At 70.1% G+C, this 20,868-nt stretch carries 15 protein-coding genes, 3 pseudogenes and 1 riboswitch; of the genes and pseudogenes, 10 read left to right on the top strand and 8 right to left on the bottom strand.

Annotation, left to right across the window (positions count from 1 at the left end):
- Positions 1 to 41 precede the first annotated feature (41 nt).
- The 4 genes from QFZ67_RS35695 (at position 42) to QFZ67_RS35680 (ending at position 4,614) form a co-directional block, all read left to right on the top strand.
- Positions 42 to 1,616 (top strand): DUF6519 domain-containing protein, encoded by a 1,575-nt coding sequence (locus QFZ67_RS35695; protein WP_307665175.1) that lies wholly within the window; start codon positions 42 to 44, stop codon positions 1,614 to 1,616.
- 43 nt (positions 1,617 to 1,659) lie between these two features.
- The gene (locus QFZ67_RS35690) at positions 1,660 to 2,544 is read left to right on the top strand and encodes a peptidoglycan-binding protein (RefSeq protein WP_307665174.1); all 885 of its coding nucleotides are present in this window, start codon (positions 1,660 to 1,662) and stop codon (positions 2,542 to 2,544) included.
- 103 nt (positions 2,545 to 2,647) lie between these two features.
- Positions 2,648 to 3,586, top strand: a complete 939-nt coding sequence (locus QFZ67_RS35685; RefSeq protein WP_307665173.1) for an ornithine cyclodeaminase family protein — start codon at positions 2,648 to 2,650, stop codon at positions 3,584 to 3,586.
- A 56-nt stretch (positions 3,587 to 3,642) separates the two neighbouring features.
- A complete protein-coding gene (locus tag QFZ67_RS35680; RefSeq protein ID WP_307665172.1) occupies positions 3,643 to 4,614 on the top strand; it encodes an NADP-dependent oxidoreductase in 972 nt (323 codons plus the stop codon).
- A gap of 20 nt (positions 4,615 to 4,634) precedes the next feature.
- On the opposite strand, the gene QFZ67_RS35675 is transcribed toward QFZ67_RS35680, so the two are convergent.
- On the bottom strand, positions 4,635 to 5,117 hold the full coding sequence (locus QFZ67_RS35675) for a DUF2000 domain-containing protein (RefSeq protein ID WP_307665171.1): 483 nt from the start codon (positions 5,115 to 5,117) through the stop codon (positions 4,635 to 4,637).
- A gap of 73 nt (positions 5,118 to 5,190) precedes the next feature.
- Between QFZ67_RS35675 and QFZ67_RS35670 the strand changes: the two genes are divergently transcribed.
- Complete coding sequence (locus tag QFZ67_RS35670) at positions 5,191 to 5,685, top strand: Lrp/AsnC family transcriptional regulator (RefSeq protein WP_307665170.1); 495 nt, start codon at positions 5,191 to 5,193, stop codon at positions 5,683 to 5,685.
- Positions 5,686 to 5,808: 123 nt separating this feature from the next.
- On the opposite strand, the gene QFZ67_RS35665 is transcribed toward QFZ67_RS35670, so the two are convergent.
- From QFZ67_RS35665 to QFZ67_RS35655, 3 genes are all read right to left on the bottom strand, one after another.
- Positions 5,809 to 5,982, bottom strand: coding sequence for a CsbD family protein (locus tag QFZ67_RS35665; protein WP_307665169.1), 174 nt, complete (start codon positions 5,980 to 5,982; stop codon positions 5,809 to 5,811).
- Between the two features lie 76 nt (positions 5,983 to 6,058).
- Positions 6,059 to 6,355 carry a WhiB family transcriptional regulator gene (locus QFZ67_RS35660; protein ID WP_373430165.1) on the bottom strand — a complete coding sequence of 99 codons (297 nt, stop codon included), beginning with the start codon at positions 6,353 to 6,355 and terminating at the stop codon, positions 6,059 to 6,061.
- Positions 6,356 to 6,359: 4 nt separating this feature from the next.
- Positions 6,360 to 6,521 carry a hypothetical protein gene (locus QFZ67_RS35655; protein ID WP_307665168.1) on the bottom strand — a complete coding sequence of 54 codons (162 nt, stop codon included), beginning with the start codon at positions 6,519 to 6,521 and terminating at the stop codon, positions 6,360 to 6,362.
- Positions 6,522 to 6,719: 198 nt separating this feature from the next.
- On the opposite strand from QFZ67_RS35655, the pseudogene QFZ67_RS35650 reads away from it, so the two are divergent.
- Positions 6,720 to 7,880, top strand: a pseudogene (locus QFZ67_RS35650) (MFS transporter); the annotation flags it as partial.
- Here QFZ67_RS35650 and QFZ67_RS35645 read toward each other — a convergent pair.
- Together QFZ67_RS35645 and QFZ67_RS35640 are read right to left on the bottom strand one after the other, a co-directional pair.
- Positions 7,881 to 8,099 (bottom strand): annotated as a pseudogene (locus QFZ67_RS35645) (DUF6629 family protein); the annotation flags it as partial.
- A 128-nt stretch (positions 8,100 to 8,227) separates the two neighbouring features.
- Positions 8,228 to 8,590, bottom strand: a complete 363-nt coding sequence (locus QFZ67_RS35640; protein ID WP_307665167.1) for a VOC family protein — start codon at positions 8,588 to 8,590, stop codon at positions 8,228 to 8,230.
- A 202-nt stretch (positions 8,591 to 8,792) separates the two neighbouring features.
- On the opposite strand from QFZ67_RS35640, the pseudogene QFZ67_RS35635 reads away from it, so the two are divergent.
- The 3 genes and pseudogenes from QFZ67_RS35635 to meaB all read left to right on the top strand — a co-directional run bounded on the left by QFZ67_RS35635 (position 8,793) and on the right by meaB (position 13,878).
- Positions 8,793 to 10,674: pseudogene (locus QFZ67_RS35635) on the top strand (methylmalonyl-CoA mutase family protein).
- Positions 10,674 to 12,878 (top strand): methylmalonyl-CoA mutase, encoded by a 2,205-nt coding sequence (gene scpA / locus QFZ67_RS35630; RefSeq protein ID WP_307665166.1) that lies wholly within the window; start codon positions 10,674 to 10,676, stop codon positions 12,876 to 12,878. The pseudogene QFZ67_RS35635 and the gene scpA overlap by 1 nt, the downstream one beginning before the upstream one ends.
- 13 nt (positions 12,879 to 12,891) lie before the next feature.
- Positions 12,892 to 13,878: a methylmalonyl Co-A mutase-associated GTPase MeaB gene (gene meaB, locus QFZ67_RS35625; RefSeq protein ID WP_307665165.1), complete on the top strand. Its 987-nt coding sequence runs from the start codon at positions 12,892 to 12,894 to the stop codon at positions 13,876 to 13,878.
- Positions 13,879 to 13,978: 100 nt separating this feature from the next.
- Here meaB and metE read toward each other — a convergent pair whose 3' ends face one another.
- Both metE and QFZ67_RS35615 read right to left on the bottom strand, forming a co-directional pair.
- The gene (gene metE / locus QFZ67_RS35620; RefSeq protein WP_307665164.1) at positions 13,979 to 16,294 is read right to left on the bottom strand and encodes a 5-methyltetrahydropteroyltriglutamate--homocysteine S-methyltransferase; all 2,316 of its coding nucleotides are present in this window, start codon (positions 16,292 to 16,294) and stop codon (positions 13,979 to 13,981) included.
- A gap of 151 nt (positions 16,295 to 16,445) precedes the next feature.
- A riboswitch (cobalamin riboswitch) is annotated at positions 16,446 to 16,676 on the bottom strand.
- An 86-nt stretch (positions 16,677 to 16,762) separates the two neighbouring features.
- Positions 16,763 to 17,983 carry a DUF2993 domain-containing protein gene (locus QFZ67_RS35615; RefSeq protein ID WP_307665163.1) on the bottom strand — a complete coding sequence of 407 codons (1,221 nt, stop codon included), beginning with the start codon at positions 17,981 to 17,983 and terminating at the stop codon, positions 16,763 to 16,765.
- Positions 17,984 to 18,661: 678 nt separating this feature from the next.
- Between QFZ67_RS35615 and helR the strand changes: the two genes are divergently transcribed.
- Complete coding sequence (gene helR, locus QFZ67_RS35610) at positions 18,662 to 20,809, top strand: RNA polymerase recycling motor ATPase HelR (RefSeq protein ID WP_307665162.1); 2,148 nt, start codon at positions 18,662 to 18,664, stop codon at positions 20,807 to 20,809.
- Positions 20,810 to 20,868 lie beyond the last annotated feature (59 nt).

The raw sequence follows: 20,868 nt of genomic DNA, 5'->3' as shown, positions 1-20,868 counted from the left end.
TTTTTCACCGACTGCCGAACTTCCGAGGGGGACCCCTTCCCATGCACGCTGACATCTCCCGCATCACCTTCCGGCCGGACCGGCACTACTCGGCGGTGATCGCACAGCAGGGCCGTGTCCAGCTCGACGCCGACGCCAATGAGCAGACCGCTATCCAGCTGGTGCAGGCCCGTACCACCGCCGCCGATCTGATCGGGCAGCACGGCGGGCCGCGCGGCGCGACCGGCTTCGAACTGCACTTCCTGGGCGGCAGCCGGGAGTTGGACGATCTCTCCATCGGCGGCGGCCGCTACTACGTGGACGGCATCCTGCTGGACGCCACACGCCCGCAGGCGGGCGTCCCGGTGGTGGACGACGGGCATATGGCCGAGGAGGGCGAGAAGGACGCGCCCGCCGATGCGCAGCCGCCGGCCACCTGGACGTACTGGGACCAGCCGGACGGCCACCGGGACCCGGAGCGCCCCGGCGACCGGCTGCCTTCCCAATTCCCGTATCTGGCCTATCTGAAGGTGTGGGAGCGCTCGGTCACCGCGGCCGAGGACCCGCTGCTGCGCGAGGTGGCGCTGGGCTCCGCGATGCCCGACACCGCGGCCCGGCTGAAGGTCGTCTGGCAGGTGCTGCCGCTGCCCGGCTCGCAGCTGGAGCTGGAGGACGGCGCTACGAAGGACCAGGTCCGCGCGGCGTTCGCGAAGTGGGCGGCGGCGCAGGCGCCGAGCGCGCGGATGGCGGCGCGCAGCGAGCGACCCGAGCATGCGGACGAGGACCCGTGCCTGGTGAAGCCGGATGCCCGCTACCGGGGCCAGGAGAACCAGCTGTACCGGGTGGAGATCCACGAGGGCGGCGCGGCCAAGGACGCGACCTTCAAGTGGTCGCGGGAGAACGGGTCGGTGACCTTCCCGGTCGACGAACTCGACGGCACCTGGGTGGAGTTGGCGTCGCTGGGCAGCGACGACAAGCTCGATCTGAACGTCGGTGACTGGGTCGAGTTCGTGGACACCGCCTACATCAGCCGCGGCGAGCCGCTGCCGCTGCTGCGGGTCGAGGAGGTCGATCTGCCGGGCCGCCGGGTGCGGCTGTCGGGCGAGCCGGACCCGTCGGTCGGGCGGCGTCCCGAGCTGCACCCGTTCCTGCGGCGCTGGGACCACCGGTCGGGGTCGCGGAGCGGTTCGAGCCGTACGAAGCAGGGTGCCGCGAAGCTGCGGGGCGGGGCGCTGCGGATCGAGGAGGGTGGCTGGCTGCCGCTGGAGGACGGCGTGTTCGTTTACTTCGAGCCGGGCAGGACGTACCGTCCTGGCGACTTCTGGACGGTTGTGGCGCGTACGGCGACGGGCAATGTCGAGTGGCCGACGGACGCGGCGCGCCGGCCGCTGTTGCAGGCCCCGGCCGGGAATCAGGTGCACTACGCGCCGCTGGCCTGGGTGCTGGGCGAGGGCTCGGTGGCGGATCTGCGGCTGGCGTTCGGGCCACTGGCGACCGCCATCCCGGCCGCCGACGCACAGGCGCTGGAGGCGGAGGCCACATTCGAGGCGGAGGCCGCGGCCGCCGAGAGCGCGGCGCCGGACGATTCCGGCTCGCAGCCGACGGGGCAGGACGTCGAACGACAGCCCGAGAACTGACGTACCACCTGGGAGACGTACCACCTGGGAAGGGAGCACCACGATGGCAACGCCTTTGTCCGCCTCCAGACTGCTCAAGGTCCTGCGTGACGAAGGGCTGCAGGTCGTCGAGCACCGGAGCTGGCGCACGCACAACCGCAATCACAAGGGCCCCTGGGGGCCCATGCACGGGGTGATGATCCATCACACCGTGACCTCCGGCACCCAGAACTCCGTGGACATCTGCTACAACGGCCACTCCAGCCTGCCGGGCCCGCTGTGCCACGGGGTGATCGCCAAGGACGGCACGGTCCACATGGTCGGCAACGGCCGGGCCAACCACGCCGGACTCGGCGACGACGACGTCCTGCGCGCAGTGATCAACGAGACGGCGCTGCCCGCCGACAACGAGGCCAACACCGACGGCAACCGGTATTTCTACGGCTTCGAGTGCGTCAACCTCGGCAATGGCAAGGACCCGTGGCCGGCGGCTCAGCTGGAGGCGATCGAGAAGGCCTCGGCGGCGATCTGCCGGGCGCACGGCTGGTCGTATCGCTCGGTGATCGGCCACAAGGAGTGGCAGCCGGGGAAGGTCGACCCGCGCGGGTTCACGATGGACTCGATGCGCGCCCGGATCAAGGCCCGGCTCGGAGGCAGGCCGGACGGCCCGGCCACGCCGCCCGCGCCCAAGCCCCCGGCGAAGTACGAGCCGTTCCCCGGCGCCGCGTTCTTCGCGCCGGGCCGGCGCAGCCCGATCATCACGGCGATGGGAAAGCGGCTCGTGGCCGAGGGCTGCGGCCGGTACGAAGTGGGGCCGAGCCCGGACTGGTCGGAGGCCGACCGCAAGTCGTACGCCGCATGGCAGCGCAAACTGGGCTTCACGGGCAGCGACGCCGACGGCATTCCGGGAAAGTCGAGCTGGGACAGACTCAGGGTGCCCAACGTCTGACGTGCTCGGTGTGTCGCCGGCCGGGCGGCCCTGTCCGTGGACGAGGGGCCGCCCGGCCGGTGCGTGCCCTGTAGCGTTTCACTCACAGGGCGCTGGAGGGCAGATGAGCAAGGGTGCGACAACGGTCATCGGGGCCGACGAGGTACGCGAGGCTCTCCCCATGGCTGCCGCGATCGCCGCGCTCCAGGACGCACTGTGCGAGGGACTCGACCCCGAGACCGACCCGGCCCGCTCCGTGGTCCCGGTCAGCCACGGGCAGTTACTGCTGATGCCCTCGCACTCCCGCCGCTACGCGGGCGTCAAGATCGCCACGGTGGCGCCGGGCAACCCTGCGCTCGGACTCCCCCGCATTCAGGGCACCTACCTGCTGCTGGACGCCAAGACGCTCAGCCCGCTGGCCGTGCTGGACGGTGTCGCGCTGACCGCCATCCGTACCGCCGCGGTCTCGGCGGCCGCGGCGGACCTGCTCGCCGTGCCGGGGGCCGAGCGCCTGGTCGTCTTCGGCACCGGCCCTCAGGCGCACAGCCATGTCGAGGCGCTGCGGGCCGTTCGCCCGATCCGGCACATCACGGTCGTCGGCCGCGACCTCGACCGTCTCGCCGCCTTCCTTCAGCAGTACGGGGATTCGGGGCAGGATTCGGCACCGGTGGTCGAGACGGGTACGGCGGACGCGGTGGCGCAGGCCGATCTGGTGGCCTGCTGTACCACGGCCCGTACTCCCCTCTTCGACGGATCGACGCTGCCCGCGCATGCGACGGTCGTCGCCGTCGGCTCCCACGAGCCGCAGGCGCGCGAGGTCGACGACGAGACGGTGCGCCGCTCGACGGTGGTGGTCGAGGCGCGCGCCGCGGCGCTGCGCGAGGCCGGTGACATCATCCTCGCGGTCCAGTCGGGTGCTCTGGATCGCGAGTCCCTCGTGGGTCTCGCGGACTTGGCCCGCGGCACGGCGGAGGCCGACGTCTCGCGGCCCCGGCTGTTCAAGAGCGTCGGCATGGCCTGGGAGGACCTGGTCGTCGCGGGGGTCGCGTACGAGGCCCGCTAGGCCTCGGGCAGTTCACTCACTGCGTGGCGCCATGCATTCACCGCAGGAGACCTGACATGAGCAGCCGTCCGACCATGCGCGCGATCACCCAGGACGCCCTTGGCGGCCCCGAAGTGCTGCGGCTCGCACAGGTGCCGCGGCCCGAGCCGTTGCCCACTGAGGTACTGGTGCGGGTGCATTCCGCCGGTGTGAACCCGGTGGACTGGAAGACCCGTGAGGGCGGCGGCATGGCCGGTGCTCTGGGAGAGCCGCCGTTCATCCTGGGCTGGGACGTCTCCGGCGTTGTGGAGGAGGTCGGCTTCGGCGTCCACACGCTCGAGGTCGGCGACGAGGTGTACGGCATGCCGTGGTTCCCGCGTCAGGCCGGTGCGTACGCGGAGTTTGTGACCGCGCCTTCGCGCCAGTTCGCCCGCAAGCCCACCGGGCTCGACCACGACCGGGCCGCCGCGATGCCGCTTGCCGCGCTCACCGCCTGGCAGTCGCTCGTCGACGCCGCGCACGTCGAGGCCGGACAGCGGGTGCTGATCCACGCGGCGGCGGGCGGTGTGGGGCACTTCGCCGTGCAGTTCGCCAAGCACCTCGGCGCGCATGTCATCGGCACGGCGCGCGCGGCGAAGCACGACTGGCTACGCTCGCTCGGCGCCGACGAGCTGGTCGACTACACGGCCGTCCGTTTCGAGGACGCGGTGCGCGACGTCGACGTCGTCATCGATCTGGTCGGTGACGGGCAGGACACCACGAGCACCCGGTCGCTCAAGACGCTGCGCCCCGGCGGCACGATCATCGCCGTGCCGTCCGGCGTCTCCCCCGAGCTCCTGGAGACGGCCCGCTCCCAGGGGCTGCGAGCGAGCGCCTTCCTGGTGGAGCCGGACGGTGCGTCGCTCGCCCGGATCGCCGGGCTGGTCGACACGGGCGCGGTGAGCGTCGAGGTGGAGGCCGTACTGCCACTGGCGGAGGCCGCGGATGCCCATCGCCGGGGCCAGGAAGGCCGCACCCGCGGGAAGCTCGTGCTGCGGGTGACCGGCTGAGCGAACGAGGCGAGGCGGACTCAGAGCAGCAGAGAGAGCTTCCCGACGAGTTTGCTCACCTGGTTGCGCGGGCCGACGAGGCTCACCGCGTGGTACGTCAGGTCCTCGTGTTTCGTGCCGGCGAGGCGGTCGAGGTACTCGTCGTAGACCCGGGAGCTCTGGGCGGGTTCGGGCATGTCGACGATGAAGATCCCGGCCTTTGCCGCGGCCTTCTCCCGAAGGGCGTGGACGGTGGCGGCGTCGGCGGCCAGCACCGAGCAGCCCGCCCAGGGCAGCCCCGGGTGAACATGGCCCGACGCGTCGTGGCCGTGGCCGCCGAGCAGGTCCGGGAGGGCCTTGCCGACGGCCGCGGCCATGCAGGCAGCCGCGTTCACCGCACGCCCGGCGGGCAGTTGCTCGTCGACGACGATGACCCACTTCAGCCTGGCCTCGCGGGTGGACAGATCGGTGCGTACTTCTTCCTGGGACAGCTGCGGCACAGCCGCGTCATTCTGTGCGGTCATGCCTCAGGACGCTAGGCAATAGTGCGTACGATGTGGAGCTCCGACGAACTTCATCAGGCTGAGGATCGATTTCATGAAACTTGATGCGCTCGACTGGGCTCTACTGCGGGAGCTGCAGAACGATGCACGGCAGACCAACCGCGATCTGGCGGCCAAGACCGAGGTCTCTCCCTCCACCTCGCTGGAGCGCGTCAAGGCGCTGCGCGAGCGCGGCGTCATCAGCGGCTTTCACGCCGCCCTGGACCTGGAGGCGGTCGGCCGCCCGGTGCAGGCGCTGATCTCGGTGCGGATCAGGCCGCCGTCGCGCCCGGTCATCGAGGGCTTCCGCGAGTGGGCGGCTCAACTCCCGGAGACCATCGGCCTGTTCGTCACATCGGGACCGTACGACTTCCTCATCCATGTCGCGGTCCCGGACGTCAACGGGCTGTACGCCTTCGTCATCGACCGACTCACCGAACGCCGCGAGGTCGCGGACGTGCAGTCGACGATGGTCTACGAGCATGCGCAGTCCCGGTCCATCACGGCGCCGGCCGACCAGCGACGGGGCACGGCGCGCCGCGGCCGTTGACCACGCAACCGGCGCCGCCTCCGGAACGGCCCACGGGCCCCGCCCTGGCAGCCGTACGGACGCGGCAGCGTCGGCACGGCGGCACAGGAACAGGGCCCGTGCATGCTCTTCCGGCCTGCCGGACTACCGTCCGGACTTCTTGATCCGATCGCCGGCCTTCTCCGCGGCCTCCTGGGCCTTGCCCATCGCCTGCTCACCGCGGCCTTCAGCCTGCATGCGCTTGTCGTCCATGGCGTCGCCCGCGGTCTCCTTGAGCTTGCCCTTCATCTGCTTGGCCTTGGCCTTGCTCTTGCTCATGACGGTTCCTTTCACCGTGGAGTTTGACTGACTCATCCACATTGCGCCCGTCACTCAATGTTCGCAATCGGGCACTTTATGTGACGTTCGCCCGGGAACGCCGACCTCGCACGCTGCGGCGTTCCGACGGCTCCATGCCGCCCCACACGCCGGTCCCTTGTCCGGTCCTCAGCGCCCAGTCGAGGCACCGGTCCGCGACCGGGCAGCGGCGGCACACCTTCTTGGCCCGCTCGACCTGATCGGCTCCCGAGCCGGTGGTGCTGACAGGGAAGAACAGATCCGGGTCTTCGTCCACGCAGGCGGCTTCCCATAGCCATTCCATGGGTTCGCGGCCGGGGTTGTCCGGGGCTTGGTCCGTGGGGGCCCAGGCCATGGGCTCAGTCCTCGCCACGGACGACATTGCTCTCCAGTTCCGGGGCGTTGTTCCCTTCGTCGCCGCCACGCAGTTCCGCACGGGCCGGGATGTACGTGCGTATCCGGCCCTTCTTCGTCCTGTCTTCCATCACCAGGCGCACGCCGGCGCTGCCGCCGGGTTCCATCGGAATGCCTCCTCGGTCCGGTATGCGGAATTGTCCTGGGCTTCGGGTACCCCTACGACAGTTGTCAAACCGGCACAGGAATACAGGAATAAGGGTGGGGCGAAGAAGCGTTCACACTGCACGTAATTGGCGGCCGCCGCTGTCCGCCGGATCCGTTTCCGACGCTCTCCCCAGCTGTCTGCCCCGGAGGCCGCACGCATGCCGCAGACCACAGCCGAACAGCCCTCCGGGGCACTTCCGGACGTGCGGGAGCGCAGAACCAGGGGCATCGTCCCCGTCCTCGTCTTCACCGGCATCACCGTCGCGGTGATGCAGACCCTTCTCGTACCGGTCATCAAGGACCTGCCGGAGCTCCTCAACACCACGCTCGCTAACGCGACATGGGTCCTGACGGCCACCCTGCTCGCGGGCGCCGTCGCCACGCCCATCATGGGCCGGCTCGGCGATCTGTACGGCAAGCGGCGGATGCTGCTCTCCAGCCTCGCGGTCATGGTCGTCGGGTCGGTCCTCTGCGGATTCACCGACGACCTGGTGACCATGATCGTCGGCCGGGCGCTTCAGGGCTTCGCCATGGGCGCCATCCCGCTCGGTATCGGCATCATGCGTGACGAACTGCCGCGCGAGCGGCTCGGCTCGGCGATGGCCCTGATGAGCTCCTCGATCGGTGTCGGCGGCGGGCTCGCCCTCCCCGCCGCTGCCCTGGTCGCCCAGCACGCCGACTGGCACACGCTGTTCTTCGCCGCCGCGGGGCTTGGCGTGCTGTCGATGCTGCTGACCGTTCTCCTCGTGCCCGAGACTTCGCTCCGTGCCAGGGGCGGCTTCGATGTGCTCGGCGCGATCGGGCTGAGCGCGGGTCTGGTCTGTCTGCTGCTGCCGGTCACCGAGGGCCGCGACTGGGGCTGGGGTTCGTCCACCACGCTGGGCCTGTTCGCAGCGGCGGCCGCCATCCTCGGGCTCTGGGGGGTGTGGGAGCTCAGGAGCGCCGCGCCGCTGGTGGACCTGCGTACCACCGCACGACGCAAGGTGCTGCTCACCAACCTCGCCTCGATCATGATCGGGGTCGCGTTCTACGCCGCTTCGCTGGTCCTCCCCCAGCTTCTGCAACTGCCGCGGTCCACGGGCTACGGCCTCGGCCAGTCGATGGTGGTCGGGGGCCTGTGTGTGGCGCCGCTCGGTCTGACAATGATGCTCGTCGCCCCGCTCTACGCACGGATCTCCGCCCAGCGCGGCCCCAAGGTCTCCCTGCTGCTCGGCATGCTGATCATCGCGATCGGTTACGGGGCGGGGCTCGGCCTGATGAGCGCGGCCTGGCAGACCGTCATCATCTCGGTCGTCCTGGGAGCGGGCATCGGGCTGGCGCAGCAGGGGCAGAGCGATCACGGCCCACGCCATGGTGGCCGGGCCCGAGCCGCCGCCCGACCGCCACACGACGGACTCGATGATCTGGTGGGCCCCGAGGAGCAGCGGCAGCGAGGCGAGCGGCAGATCACGGGCCCGGTGCGCCTGCGCGACGCAGGCCACGCCGATCGCGGAGATGCAGGTGCCGGCCACCGGGTCGGCAGTCGCACTCCAGCACATGGCGTCATCCAGGGACGGGAAAATGGGGGCCGGACAAGCTATGTCCCAGCAAGGCGTACGGATTCGTGAACGGAATGGGTCCCACGCCAGGACCGGGAGGAAACGCAGCCGTAGCGGTCGCCGCGGAGTCAGCCGCTCTTCGGAGGCTCGTGCAGGCCGAAGGGCGAGCCCTGGTCGTCGTGACAGAGCTTGAAGCGGCCGAAGCGGGCGATCGTCTCGTCGTCGCCCATGTCGAAGTCGTCGACCGTGCCGCCGAGTTCACGGACCCGGTCGAGCGCGGCCGTCATGTCGTCGACCTTGAAGAAGAGGTACGGGCTCGCGCCCGGGTCGCCGCCGTGCACTCCGCCGGGGACGTTCGGCGTCTGGATCGCATAGCCGCCGCCCTCGGTCGGGCCCTGCTCGAAGGTCCAGCCGAACAGGCCGCCGTAGAAGGTGCGGGCCGCTTCGAAGTCGCCCACGCCCAGTTCGAAGAAGGAGATCTCACCGGCCATCGCGGGTTCCCGCCTTCCGTACGGAGAGTGTCCGGCCCAGGGCTGACGATGCCCAGGGCTGACGATCCCACCGTACGGCCGCCCCGGCATCGCGGCACCCGAATAGGCCATCACGCCGTAGGGATCAAGAGCCGCCCGGAGAGTGCAAGGTCACAGCCCTCTCCCCTCCTGCACCTTTGTGGGCTTGACCTAGCATCTGAGCATGACGGTCCTCCCCGATGACGGGTTTTCCCTGGCCGCCGAATTCCCGGATGCGACCCACGAGCAGTGGCAGCGGCTGGTGGCCGGCGTGCTGCGCAAGGCAGGCAAGGACGCCCCGGACACGGCGGCCGATGATCTGCTGTCCACGTCCCTCGAGGACGGGCTCACCACCCGCCCTCTGTACACCGTGGACACCGCAGGCAACGGCGCGGACAGCGCCGGATATCCGGGCTTCGCGCCCTTCACCAGGGGCGGCAGGCCTGAAGGCGGCGCTGTCTCCGGCTGGGACGTACGCCAGCGCCACGACCGGCCGGATCCGGTACGTACGAACGAAGCCGTGCTCGCGGACCTGGAGAACGGGGTCACCTCGCTCTGGCTGTCCGTCGGCGCGGCCGGGGTTCCCGTCTCCGGACTCGCCAAGGCACTGGAGGGCGTCTATCTCGACCTCGCGCCCGTCGCCATCGACGCGGGGGCCGAATTCGAAGTCGCCGCACGGGAGTTGCTGCGGCTCTACGAGGAGAGGGGCGTGCCCAGGCAGTCGGCACGCGGAAACCTCGGCGCCGATCCGCTGGGGTACGAGGCCCGGACCGGCGAGGCCCTCGACACCTCCGGCGCCGTCGCGATGGCTGCGCTGTGCGCACGCGAGTGGCCGGCGCTGCGGGCGCTGACCGTCGACGCGCTGCCGTACCACGAGGCCGGCGGGGTCGGCGGCCCAGGAGCTGGGCTGCTCGCTGGCGACCGGGGTCGCCTATCTGCGGGCGCTCGGCGAAGGCGGGCTGAGCATCGAAGAGGCGTGCGGCCAGCTGGAGTTCCGGTACGCGGCCACCGCCGACCAGTTCCTGACGATCGCGAAACTGCGCGCCGCCCGACGGGTGTGGGCGCGCGTCGCCGAGGCATGCGGTGCGGATCCCGCCGCCGGAGCACAGCAACAGCACGCCGTGACCTCCCCGGTGATGATGACGCGGCGCGACCCCTGGGTGAACATGCTGCGCACCACGGTCGCCTCGCTCGCCGCGGGCGTCGGCGGCGCCGATGCCGTGACCGTGCTGCCCTTCGACCACGCCCTCGGTCTGCCGGACGGCTTCGCCCGCCGCATCGCCCGTAACACCTCCACGATCCTGGTCGAAGAGTCACATGTGGGCCGGGTCATCGACCCGGCGGGCGGCTCCTGGTACGTGGAGCAGCTCACCGACGAGCTCGCGCACGCGGCCTGGGCCTGGTTCCAGGAGATCGAGCGCGCCGGGGGCCAGGAGGCCGCCCTGCGCGGCGGACTGATCTCCGAGCGGCTCGGCGCCACCTGGGACAGCCGCAGCAAGAACCTGGCCAAACGACGCGAACCGGTCACCGGCGTCAGCGAGTTCCCGCTGCTCGCCCAGGCTCCGGTCGAGCGCGACCCCGCGCCCGCCCCGCCCTCCGGCGGACTGCCGAAGGTGCGCCGCGACGAGGCCTTCGAAGCCCTGCGGGCCCGCTCGGACGCGCATCTGGTCACAACCGGCGCCCGGCCGCGCGTCTTTCTCGCGGCCCTCGGCCCGGCGGCCGCGCACACCGCACGCGCCTCCTTCGCTACCAACCTCTTCCAGGCAGGCGGCATCGAGGCGGTCCACGAACCGGTCACCGTCGACGCGACCTCGGTCGCCGAGGCGTTCACCGGCAGCGGGGCGACGGTGGCGTGCATCTGCTCCAGCGACGCCCTCTACGCCGAGCAGGCCGCGCCGGTGGCCGAGGCGCTCAAGGCGGCCGGCGCACTGCGGGTGTTCCTCGCGGGCCGTCCCGGCGAGCAGCGTGAGACGTATGTACAGGCCGGAGTCGACGAATTCGTCGTCGCGGGCGGCGACGCGGTCGCCGTCCTCACTTCCGCCCTCGACCGGATCGGAGTGGCGTGATGCGGATCCCGGACTTCTCAGGAATCGAGCTCGGGCCCGGCGACACGTCCGGGGTCGTTGAGGACCAGTGGCGCACGGCCGTCAAGGAGAGCACCGGCAAGGACGACGGCGATCTGGTGTGGGACACGCCCGAGGGCATTCCCGTCAAGCCGCTGTACACCGGGCAGGATCTGGAAGGCCTCGACTTCCTCGGCACTTATCCGGGCATCGCGCCCTATCTGCGCGGCCCGTACCCGACGATGTACGTCAACCAGCCCTGGACGATCAGGCAGTACGCCGGGTTCTCCACGGCCGAGGAGTCCAACGCCTTCTACCGGCGCAACCTCGCCGCCGGGCAGAAGGGTCTGTCGGTCGCCTTCGATCTGCCGACCCACCGCGGCTACGACAGCGACCATCCGCGGGTGACGGGCGACGTCGGCATGGCCGGTGTGGCCATCGACTCGATCTACGACATGCGGCAGCTCTTCGACGGCATTCCGCTGGACCGGATGAGTGTGTCGATGACGATGAACGGAGCCGTGCTGCCCGTTCTCGCGCTGTACATCGTGGCCGCCGAGGAGCAGGGCGTACCGCCCGAGAAGCTGGCCGGGACCATCCAGAACGACATCCTCAAGGAGTTCATGGTCCGCAACACCTATATCTATCCGCCCGGACCCTCGATGCGGATCATCTCGGACATCTTCGCGTACACCTCGCAGAAGATGCCCCGCTACAACTCCATCTCCATCTCCGGCTATCACATCCAGGAGGCCGGGGCCACGGCCGATCTCGAGCTGGCCTACACCCTCGCCGACGGCATGGAGTACCTGCGGGCGGGCCTGGGCGCCGGGCTCGACGTGGATGCCTTCGCACCGCGCCTTTCGTTCTTCTGGGCCATCGGCATGAACTTCTTCATGGAGATCGCCAAGCTCCGGGCCGCGCGGCTGCTGTGGGCGAAGCTGGTGAAGAAGTTCGACCCACAGAACCCCAAGTCGCTTTCGCTGCGCACCCATTGCCAGACCTCGGGCTGGTCGCTGACCGCACAGGACGTCTTCAACAACGTCACCCGCACCTGCGTGGAGGCGATGGCCGCCACCCAGGGACACACGCAGTCGCTGCACACCAACGCCCTGGACGAGGCGCTGGCCCTGCCCACCGACTTCTCGGCGCGCATCGCCCGCAACACCCAGCTGCTGCTCCAGCAGGAGTCAGGGACCTGCCGGGTCATCGACCCCTGGGGCGGCAGCGCATACGTCGAGAAGCTCACATACGACCTCGCGCGGCGCGCCTGGCAGCACATCGAGGAGGTCGAGGCGGCGGGCGGCATGGCGCAGGCCATCGACGCCGGCATCCCGAAGCTGCGCGTCGAGGAGGCCGCGGCCCGTACGCAGGCCCGCATCGACTCCGGCCGTCAGCCCGTCATCGGCGTGAACAAGTACCGCGTCGAGACCGACGAGCAGATCGATGTGCTCAAGGTCGACAACTCATCGGTGCGCACTCAGCAGATCGAGAAGCTGCGGCGGCTGCGGGCGGAGCGCGACGAGAACGCCTGCCGGGACGCGCTGCGCGCACTGACCGCCGCCGCGGAGGCGGGCCCGGGCGGCGCCGGCCTGGAGGGCAATCTGCTGGCGCTCGCGGTGAACGCGGCGCGCGCGATGGCGACCGTCGGCGAGATCTCCGACGCCCTGGAGAAGGTGTACGGGCGGCACTCGGGGCAGATCCGTACGATCTCCGGTGTGTACCGAAACGAGGCCGGCACGTCGCCGGCGGTGGAGCGGACCCGCGCGCTGGTCGAGGAGTTCGAGCAGGCCGAGGGCCGCCGTCCGCGCATCCTGGTCGCCAAGATGGGCCAGGACGGTCATGACCGCGGCCAGAAGGTGATCGCCACCGCCTTCGCCGACCTGGGCTTCGACGTGGATGTCGGCCCGCTGTTCCAGACGCCGGCCGAGGTGGCCCGCCAGGCGGTGGAGGCGGACGTCCACATCGTCGGCGTCTCCTCACTGGCCGCCGGGCACCTGACGCTCGTACCGGCGCTGAAGGAGCAACTGGCCGCCGAGGGACGGGAAGACATCATGATCGTGGTGGGCGGGGTGATCCCGCCCCAGGACGTCGAGACGCTGCGCGAGGCCGGGGCCGCCGCGGTCTTCCCGCCCGGCACAGTGATCCCGGACGCCGCCCAGGACCTGGTGAAGACGCTGGGTGCCTCGCTCGGCCACGAGTTGTAGGACTGCGCCCCGGATGCATCCCACGATCGACATCGACAGCTATGTCAAGGGCGTGCGTGAAGGATCGCGGGCCTACATCGCCCGCGCCGTCACGCTCGTCGAGTCCACCCGCGCCGACCATCGCGCGCTCGCCCAGCAGCTGCTGACCGAGCTGCTGCCGTACTCCGGAGCGGCACGGCGATTGGGCGTCAGCGGTGTGCCCGGCGTCGGCAAGTCGACGTTCATCGACGCGCTCGGCACGATGCTCACCGGCCTCGGCCACCGGGTGGCGGTGCTGGCCGTCGACCCGTCGTCGACCCGGACGGGCGGCTCCATCCTGGGTGACAAGACCCGGATGGAACGGCTCGCGGTGGACCCCGCGGCGTTCGTGCGGCCCTCCCCCACCTCCGGCACGCTGGGTGGGGTGGCCAAGGCGACGCGCGAGACCATCATCGTGATGGAGGCCGCCGGCTACGACGTCGTGCTCGTCGAGACGGTCGGCGTCGGCCAGTCGGAGACCACTGTGGCCAACATGGTGGACTCCTTCCTGCTGCTGAGCCTGGCCCGTACCGGTGACCAGCTCCAGGGCATCAAGAAGGGTGTACTGGAGCTGGCCGACGTCATCGCCGTCAACAAGGCGGACGGCCCGCACGAGCGCGACGCCCGCTCGGCGGCCCGTGAACTGGCCGGTGCGCTGCGGCTGATGCACCCCGCCGACGCGGCGTGGACTCCCCCGGTCCTGTCCTGCAGTGCCCGCGAGGGCACCGGCCTCGACACCCTCTGGGAGCGTCTTGAGCAGCACCGGGCGCTCCTCGACTCGACGGGCCGGCTCGCCGCCAAGCGCCGGGACCAGCAGATCGACTGGGCGTGGGCGATGGTCCACGACGAGCTGCGGGACCGGCTGCACGGCCATCCCGAGGTACGGGCGCTCGCGCCCGGTCTCGAACAGCAGGTGCGGGACGGGGAGTTGACGGCGACGCTGGCCGCGGAGCGCATCCTGGAGGCATTCCAGCGGCGGTAGCGGGTCCGGGGCGGGCGCGAGTCCCGCAACTGGGGGCTCCGCCCCGGACCCCGCGCCTCAATCTCCCCCAGACTTCGTCCGGGGGGACCCCCACGGGGCTCTAAAGGGGCAGCCCGGACCGGACCTCGCGGGCCGCGGCGACCAAGTGCTCCAGTGACGTACGCACCTCTGGCCAGCCGCGGGTCTTCAGACCGCAGTCGGGGTTGACCCACAGCCGCTCAGCGGGAATCGCGTCAAGTCCCTTGCGCAGCAGTGCGGTTGCCTCCTCGGTGCTGGGCACCCGCGGCGAGTGGATGTCGTAGACGCCGGGGCCGACCTCGCGCGGATAGCTGGTCCTCGCGAGTTCGTCGGCGACCTGCATATGGGAGCGGGCGGCCTCCAGGCTGATGACATCCGCGTCGAGGTCGTCGATGGCCCGGAGGATGTCCCCGAACTCCGCGTAGCACATATGCGTATGGATCTGGGTATCGGGACGGACGCCGCCGGTGGTGAGGCGGAACGCCTGTGTCGCCCAGGCCAGATAGGCCTCGTGGCCGGCCCTCCGCAGCGGTAGCGTCTCGCGCAGCGCCGGTTCGTCCACCTGGATGACCGAGGAGCCCGCGGCCTCCAGGTCGATCACCTCGTCGCGCAGCGCGAGGGCGACCTGTCGTGCGGTGTCGGCGAGCGGCTGGTCGTCGCGGACGAAGGACCAGGCGAGCATGGTGACGGGCCCGGTGAGCATGCCCTTGACGGGACGGCTGGTCAGCGACTGGGCGTACCGGGTCCAGCGGACGGTCATCGGGTCGGGCCGGGAGATGTCGCCGGCCAGGATCGGCGGCCGGACATAGCGGGTGCCGTACGACTGGACCCAGCCGTGCCTGGTGGCGAGGTAGCCGCTCAGCTGCTCGGCGAAGTACTGCACCATGTCATTGCGTTCGGGCTCGCCGTGTACGAGGACGTCGATGCCGGTCTTCTCCTGGAAGGAGATGACCTCGCGGATCTCGGCCTCGATCCGCTTCTCGTACCCCTCGGCGTCGATGCGTCCGGACCTCAGGTCTGCCCGCGCGGTGCGCAACTCGCTGGTCTGCGGGAACGAACCGATCGTGGTCGTGGGAAGGAGGGGCAGGCCCAGGCGCGAGCGCTGGGCGACCGCACGCTCGGTGTACCGGAGGCTGCGCCGGGCGTCGGCCTCGGAGACGGCCGCGCAGCGGGCCCGTACGGCGGGATCGTGGGTGAGCGCGGAGGTGGCGCGGGAGTGCAGGTCGGCCCGGTTGGCGGCGAGTTGGGCGGCGATGCTGCCGGCCCCCTCGGTCAGTCCGCGGGCCAGGGTGACCACCTCGGCCGTCTTCTGGCGAGCGAAGGCCAGCCAGCGCGCGACCTGCGTGTCCACGTCCCGTTCCGCGGCAGCGTCGAGGGGCACGTGCAGCAGGGAGCAGGACGCCGCCACATCCACCCGGTCGGCGAACCCCAGCAGGGTGGCGAGTGTGGCGGTCGACTTCCCGAGGTCGTTGATCCATACGTTGCGGCCGTCGACGACTCCGGCGACGAGCCGCTTGCCGGGCAGGCCGCCCACTGCAGCGAGGTCGCCGAGGTTGGCGGCGGCAGGCCCGGTGAAGTCGAGGGCGAGTCCGTCGATCGGCGCCATGGCCAGCACGGGGAGGGCGTCGCCGAGCCGCTCGAAGTAGGAGGCGACCAGGAGTTGGGGCCGGTCGGTGAGCCTGCCCAGCTCCCGGTAGGCGCGGGCCGCGGCATTCAGCACGGACCGTGGCTGGTCCTGGACCAGGGCCGGCTCGTCGAGCTGCACCCACTGCGCGCCCGCGGCCCGCAGGTCGAAGAGCACTTCGGCGTACACCGGAAGCAGCCGATCGAGGAGGGTGAGCGGTTCGAAGTCTGCGAGGACGCCCGGCGCGGGCTTGGCGAGCAGCAGATAGGTGATGGGTCCGACGAGCACCGGACGGGCGGTGAGACCGAGCGCGAGCGCCTCCTTCAGCTCGGCGACCTGCTTGGCGGAGTCGGCGGTGAAGGCGGTGTCGGGGCCGAGTTCGGGCACGAGGTAGTGGTAGTTGGTGTCGAACCACTTGGTCATTTCCAGAGGCGCGACGTCCTGGGTCCCGCGGGCCATGGCGAAGTAGCCGTCGAGCGTGTCGGCCTCGACGGCCGCACGGTGGCGCGCGGGAATGGCGCCGACCATGACGCTGGTGTCCAGGACATGGTCGTAGTACGAGAAGTCGCCGGTGGGCACTTCATGGATGCCGGCGTCGGCGAGCTGCTGCCAGTTGCCGCGGCGCAGTTGAGCGGCTGTCTCCCGGAGGGCGTCGGCTCCGACACGGCCCTTCCAGTAGCCCTCGATGGCCTTCTTCAGTTCCCGGTCGGGGCCCTGGCGCGGATAGCCGTAGACAGTGGCCCTGGCTCCGGCGGCTGAGGATGTGCTGGTCACGGAACTCTCCTTCGCGAGTACTCGTCAGACGACCCCGGAGCGGATCGTGGAACGCGAAGGAACGGCAACCGGAGCAGCGACCGGCACGCTTGTGCCTGTGCTGCCCGTACCGCCGACCCGCCCACGAGGTCACCGAGATCTCCGCGCACGTCGGTCGCGCACGGGCAGTGGCAGGTCTTCGGACTTGTGGGCACGCCTTCCTCGTACGTGTCGTACGAAGGCACCTACTGGCCGTCGCTTCCCGGATCCGGTTCCGGATCCAGTGCGTATGACGGCGGTCGTTCCCACTTACCGCTGCGGGGCAGTTCCGGATTTCCACCGGATTCCCTCTTGCGACGCGCCTGCCTGGAGGGCAGGGCGAACCAACTGCGAGACCCAGCCTAGGCGCTGCCCCTCGCGGGGAACACCCCCGCCCCCGGCGGGGGCGTGGGTGTCAGCTTCCGGTCCTGCTCACTTCCTCGGTCCCGTTCACTTGCCCGTTCGCGCGGCGTCCCCGACGCGCAGGCCGGATCCGGCCACGCGCGCCTTGATGCCGTCGCGCTCCACGGTGATGTCCCGCAGCCGCAGCTCACTGAGCGAGTCGGGCAGCTCGAAGGAGAGGGAGAGCCGCTCCGAGAGCTCCGGCGGCCTGACCGCGAGCAGTCCCTTGACCAGCGCGGGGTCGATGCCCGCTTTCTCCAGCAGTTGTGGATGCGCGATCACCACATCGACGAGGTTGACCTTCATCAGACGTTCGGCGAACTTCGGCGCTCCGGTGAGCCGGTGGAGTTCCTCCTCGCTCCGCAGCGCCCGGCGCACCTGCTCCTTGGGCACTCCGAGCCGGTCCACGATGGCGGGCACCGCCAGCAGTGCCTTCGCGCGGGCTGCTTCGCGGCTGATCCGCTCGGCCGTCTCGCGGTGCAGCCGCAGTCCCGAATGGTCTGCGTCCTTGCCGGGCCGATAGGTGGCGACACCGGGAATGTCGAGCTGCATGTTGTCGAGGGTGGTGGTGAGGGCCCGGCTGTTGTCGCGCCGGATGTGCGCACGGGCACGTACGCGCAGTTCCTGTCCGGCGATGGCGAGTTCGCCGTTCACGCGCACCCCGTCGGCGCCGCTGCCGGTGAACCGGAGCTGTGAGGCGCCCAGTTCGCGGTTGAGGTCGTCGAAGGAGAGCAGCACCTCGCCGTCGAGGTTGCCGATGACGGCGCCCTTGATGGAGGTCGGGGCGTCGCCGACGATGCGTACGTCCTTGGCGGTGGCCCGCACTTCGGCGAGCGAGACACGGTCGGCTGAGACATCCGGCACCGTGACGTCGACCTGGTCGATCCGCTCGTCGATGAGCTGGGTGAGGAAGGGGAAGCCGTGGATGTCCACGTCGGGCCTGGTGGCGAGTGAGAGCGACTGCTGGAGCTTGTCCGCCGCCTTGATCTGCGCGTACGCCTCCGCGAGCCGGTCGGCGAGCAGCAGACAGACGGTGCACAGGAGCGCCGCGACGGTCAGCTTCACCACCGCGGGCAGAGCCGCGAGACGGCTCTGCCCGCGGTGGTTGGGCGGTGACCAGTCGTCCTCGTCGTCGAGGTCCGAGGTGAGCCCGAGCTCCAGCGGGTCCCGCGGGACGTAGTTGGCGTAATCGGGTTCCGGGTCTGCCAGTTGAGCGAGTTCTTCGTACGGATTTCGTGAATGCGCTGATATGCGTGTGGGGGGTCGCATCGGCTCATCCCACCATGCGAGCCACCCTCGAACGCAAGTCCTACCGTGCGTACGTGATGGTTTGAGCCAAAATTTCGGCGATCCGCCGCCTGCCGGGCCCGCGCAGCGCCTGGGGCGTGTTTCACAAAGTGCTGGTCCAGGACGACTCAATGTGGTCCAGGTCGGCCTGGGACAGCCGCAGCGCCGACGGCGATGTTCCGACGGACAACACCTGCCGCTCGGGCACGTTTCATGGCGGCGCTCTCGACGATGTCCGAGCCGGCCTTGCTGAAGAGGGTGCGAACTTCTCGTTCCGCGGCTGCATGTAGGCCCATGGGAGATCCTCCTGGGCCGACGAAACCGCCGTACGTGGCGCGTCGCCGCCTCGCGAAGGGCTTGTCCGTCCACAGCGGGCGAAATAGGCAAAGGAGAGTACCCACCCCTTGCCACTCTCAACTTATAGCGCACCGGGGGGCTTGCGGCAAGACCCGGGTCGTGCCGCAGAATCGCTGGCCGAGGGCCAGAACCTGCGGAAATGGGAGATTCACGAAGTGCATTTGTTGTTGTCGGTTTATGGGTCGTGCGGTGACGTCGAGCCGGTGGTGGGATTCGCGCTGCGGTTGCGGGCACTCGGCGCCGAGGTGCGGGTGTGCGCGCCGCCGGACTTCGCGGGCGCGACCTCGGATCGGAGCTGATGGCATGAATCCCCTGACCACCAGCGCGTTCGACCTTCCCGACCACCTCTCCCTCAAAGCAGACCCGATGCTGGTCGCCGACGACGAGCAGCACTTCGCGGCCATCGCGGAGAGCCTCGAGCAGGCGATCGCCGAACTGTCCGACCGCCTCGATGCCGAGCGCAAGGCGCCCGGCGGCATTGGCCGGGAGGCCATGGAGCGGGACATGGAGATTCACCGGCTGACCGGTCGTCTGCGCGCCTTGCGTCGCTTCGGTTTGGACCTGTGCCTCGGACACATCGTCGGCGCGGACAACCCCGAGCCCATGTACATCGGACGACTTGGCCTCACCGACAGCGCGGGTCGTCGGCTGCTGCTCGACTGGCGCTCCCCCGCGGCTGAGCCGTTCTTCGCGGCGACCCACGCCAACCCGATGGGCCTGGCAAGCCGCCGCAGGTATCGCTGGATCCGCGGCCGGATCAGCGACTACTGGGACGAAGTGTTCACCGCTGACGGGCTTGAACGGCACGCCGCGCTCGACGACCAGTCTGCCTTCATCGCCAGCCTGGGCAGCAACCGGTCGGCCCGGATGAGAGACGTGCTCGCCACCATCCAGGCCGACCAGGACGCCATCATCCGGGCGGGATCCCGCGGCGCTCTCGTCGTCGACGGCGGTCCGGGTACGGGGAAGACCGTCGTCGCTCTGCACCGCTCCGCCTACCTCCTGTACTCCGACCCTCGCCTCGGTCACCGTCGGGGAGGCGTGCTGTTCGTCGGTCCGCACCAGCCCTACCTGGCCTACGTCGCCGACGTCCTCCCCAGCCTCGGAGAGGAGGGCGTGCAGACCTGCACCCTTCGGGACCTCGTCGCCGAGGGAGCCGGAGCAGCGATCGAGACCGACCCGGACGTGGCCCTCCTGAAGTCGTCCGCGAACATGGTGACGGCGATCGAGACTGCCGTCAGGTTCTACGAATCGCCTCCCACCGAGGGGATGACGGTCACGACCTCCTGGTCCGACATCTGGCTGAGCGCCGACGATTGGGCCGAGGCGTTCGAAACACCAGGACCAAGTACTCCGCACAACGAGGCGCGCGACCAGATCTGGGAGGAGCTGGTCACGATCCTGATGGACAAGCACGACGGCGACGTCTCGCCCGACCTGTTCCGGAAGTCGCTGCTGCAGGACAAAGAGCTGGTCACGACACTCAACCGCGCGTGGCCGCTGCTCGAAGCGGCTGACCTCGTCGGAGACCTGTGGTCGGTACCCGCCTACCTGCGGATGTGCGCTCCCTGGCTCAGCCCCGACGACGTTCGGAAGCTGCAACGCGCGGATGTCCAGGCCTGGACGGTGTCCGACCTGCCGCTCCTGGACGCCGCACGGCAGCGGCTCGGCGACCCGGAGGCGTCACTGCGCAGGCGTCGGCACGACGCCTCTGTCGCCGCCGAACGCGAGCGCATGGCCGGCGTCATCGACAACGTGCTCGCGGCCGATGACGACGGTGAAGGTGCGGTGACGATGCTGCGCGGACAGGACCTGCAGGACAGCCTGATCGACGAGACCGCACTGCCCGGCACCGACCCGGAACCTCTCGACGGCCCGTTCGCGCACATCGTCGTGGACGAGGCTCAGGAACTGACCGACGCAGAGTGGCAGATGCTGCTGCTCCGCTGCCCGTCCCGGAGCTTCACCATCGTCGGGGACCGCGCCCAGGCCAGGCACGGGTTCACAGAGTCGTGGCAGGAACGGCTCGAGCGGATCGGGCTCGACCGGATCAACGTGGCCTCCCTGAGCATCAACTACCGGACGCCGGAAGAGGTCATGGCGGAAGCCGAGCCGGTCATCCGGGCCGTGCTCCCGGACGCCAATGTGCCGACCTCCATCCGCAGCAGCGACGTCCCCGTCGTACACGGATCTGTTTCGGATCTGGACTCGATCCTCGACACCTGGCTCGTTGCGCATGCCGACGGGATCGCCTGCGTCATCGGCGATCCCACGTTCCGGGCGACGTCCCGCGTCCGCTCGCTGACCCCGGAGCTGTCGAAGGGGCTCGAGTTCGACCTGGTCGTCCTCATCGACCCAGAGGCGTTCGGCAAGGGCATCGAAGGAGCGGTCGACCGCTATGTCGCGATGACCCGAGCGACCCAGCAACTCGTCATCCTCACGAGCTCCTGACGTCGGCCAAGACAATGTGATCGCCGCCCGCCGATCATGAGGACCGCCACCGAAGGAGT

Source organism: Streptomyces sp. V1I1 (assembly GCF_030817355.1).
Lineage (GTDB): Bacteria > Actinomycetota > Actinomycetes > Streptomycetales > Streptomycetaceae > Streptomyces.
Note: the sequence above shows the minus strand (reverse complement) of the source record. Positions and strands in the feature narration are given on the sequence as shown.

Bases quoted from the DNA above. Each gene is read 5' to 3' on its own strand.
- QFZ67_RS35695 (WP_307665175.1), top strand. From the start codon at position 42: ATGCACGCTGACATCTCCCGCATCACCTTCCGGCCGGACCGGCACTAC.
- QFZ67_RS35690 (WP_307665174.1), top strand. From the start codon at position 1,660: ATGGCAACGCCTTTGTCCGCCTCCAGACTGCTCAAGGTCCTGCGTGAC.
- QFZ67_RS35685 (WP_307665173.1), top strand. From the start codon at position 2,648: ATGAGCAAGGGTGCGACAACGGTCATCGGGGCCGACGAGGTACGCGAG.
- QFZ67_RS35680 (WP_307665172.1), top strand. From the start codon at position 3,643: ATGAGCAGCCGTCCGACCATGCGCGCGATCACCCAGGACGCCCTTGGC.
- QFZ67_RS35675 (WP_307665171.1), bottom strand. From the start codon at position 5,117: ATGACCGCACAGAATGACGCGGCTGTGCCGCAGCTGTCCCAGGAAGAA.
- QFZ67_RS35670 (WP_307665170.1), top strand. From the start codon at position 5,191: ATGAAACTTGATGCGCTCGACTGGGCTCTACTGCGGGAGCTGCAGAAC.
- QFZ67_RS35665 (WP_307665169.1), bottom strand. From the start codon at position 5,982: ATGAGCAAGAGCAAGGCCAAGGCCAAGCAGATGAAGGGCAAGCTCAAG.
- QFZ67_RS35660 (WP_373430165.1), bottom strand. From the start codon at position 6,355: ATGGCCTGGGCCCCCACGGACCAAGCCCCGGACAACCCCGGCCGCGAA.
- QFZ67_RS35655 (WP_307665168.1), bottom strand. From the start codon at position 6,521: ATGGAACCCGGCGGCAGCGCCGGCGTGCGCCTGGTGATGGAAGACAGG.
- QFZ67_RS35640 (WP_307665167.1), bottom strand. From the start codon at position 8,590: ATGGCCGGTGAGATCTCCTTCTTCGAACTGGGCGTGGGCGACTTCGAA.
- scpA (WP_307665166.1), top strand. From the start codon at position 10,674: ATGCGGATCCCGGACTTCTCAGGAATCGAGCTCGGGCCCGGCGACACG.
- meaB (WP_307665165.1), top strand. From the start codon at position 12,892: ATGCATCCCACGATCGACATCGACAGCTATGTCAAGGGCGTGCGTGAA.
- QFZ67_RS35615 (WP_307665163.1), bottom strand. From the start codon at position 17,983: ATGCGACCCCCCACACGCATATCAGCGCATTCACGAAATCCGTACGAA.
- helR (WP_307665162.1), top strand. From the start codon at position 18,662: ATGAATCCCCTGACCACCAGCGCGTTCGACCTTCCCGACCACCTCTCC.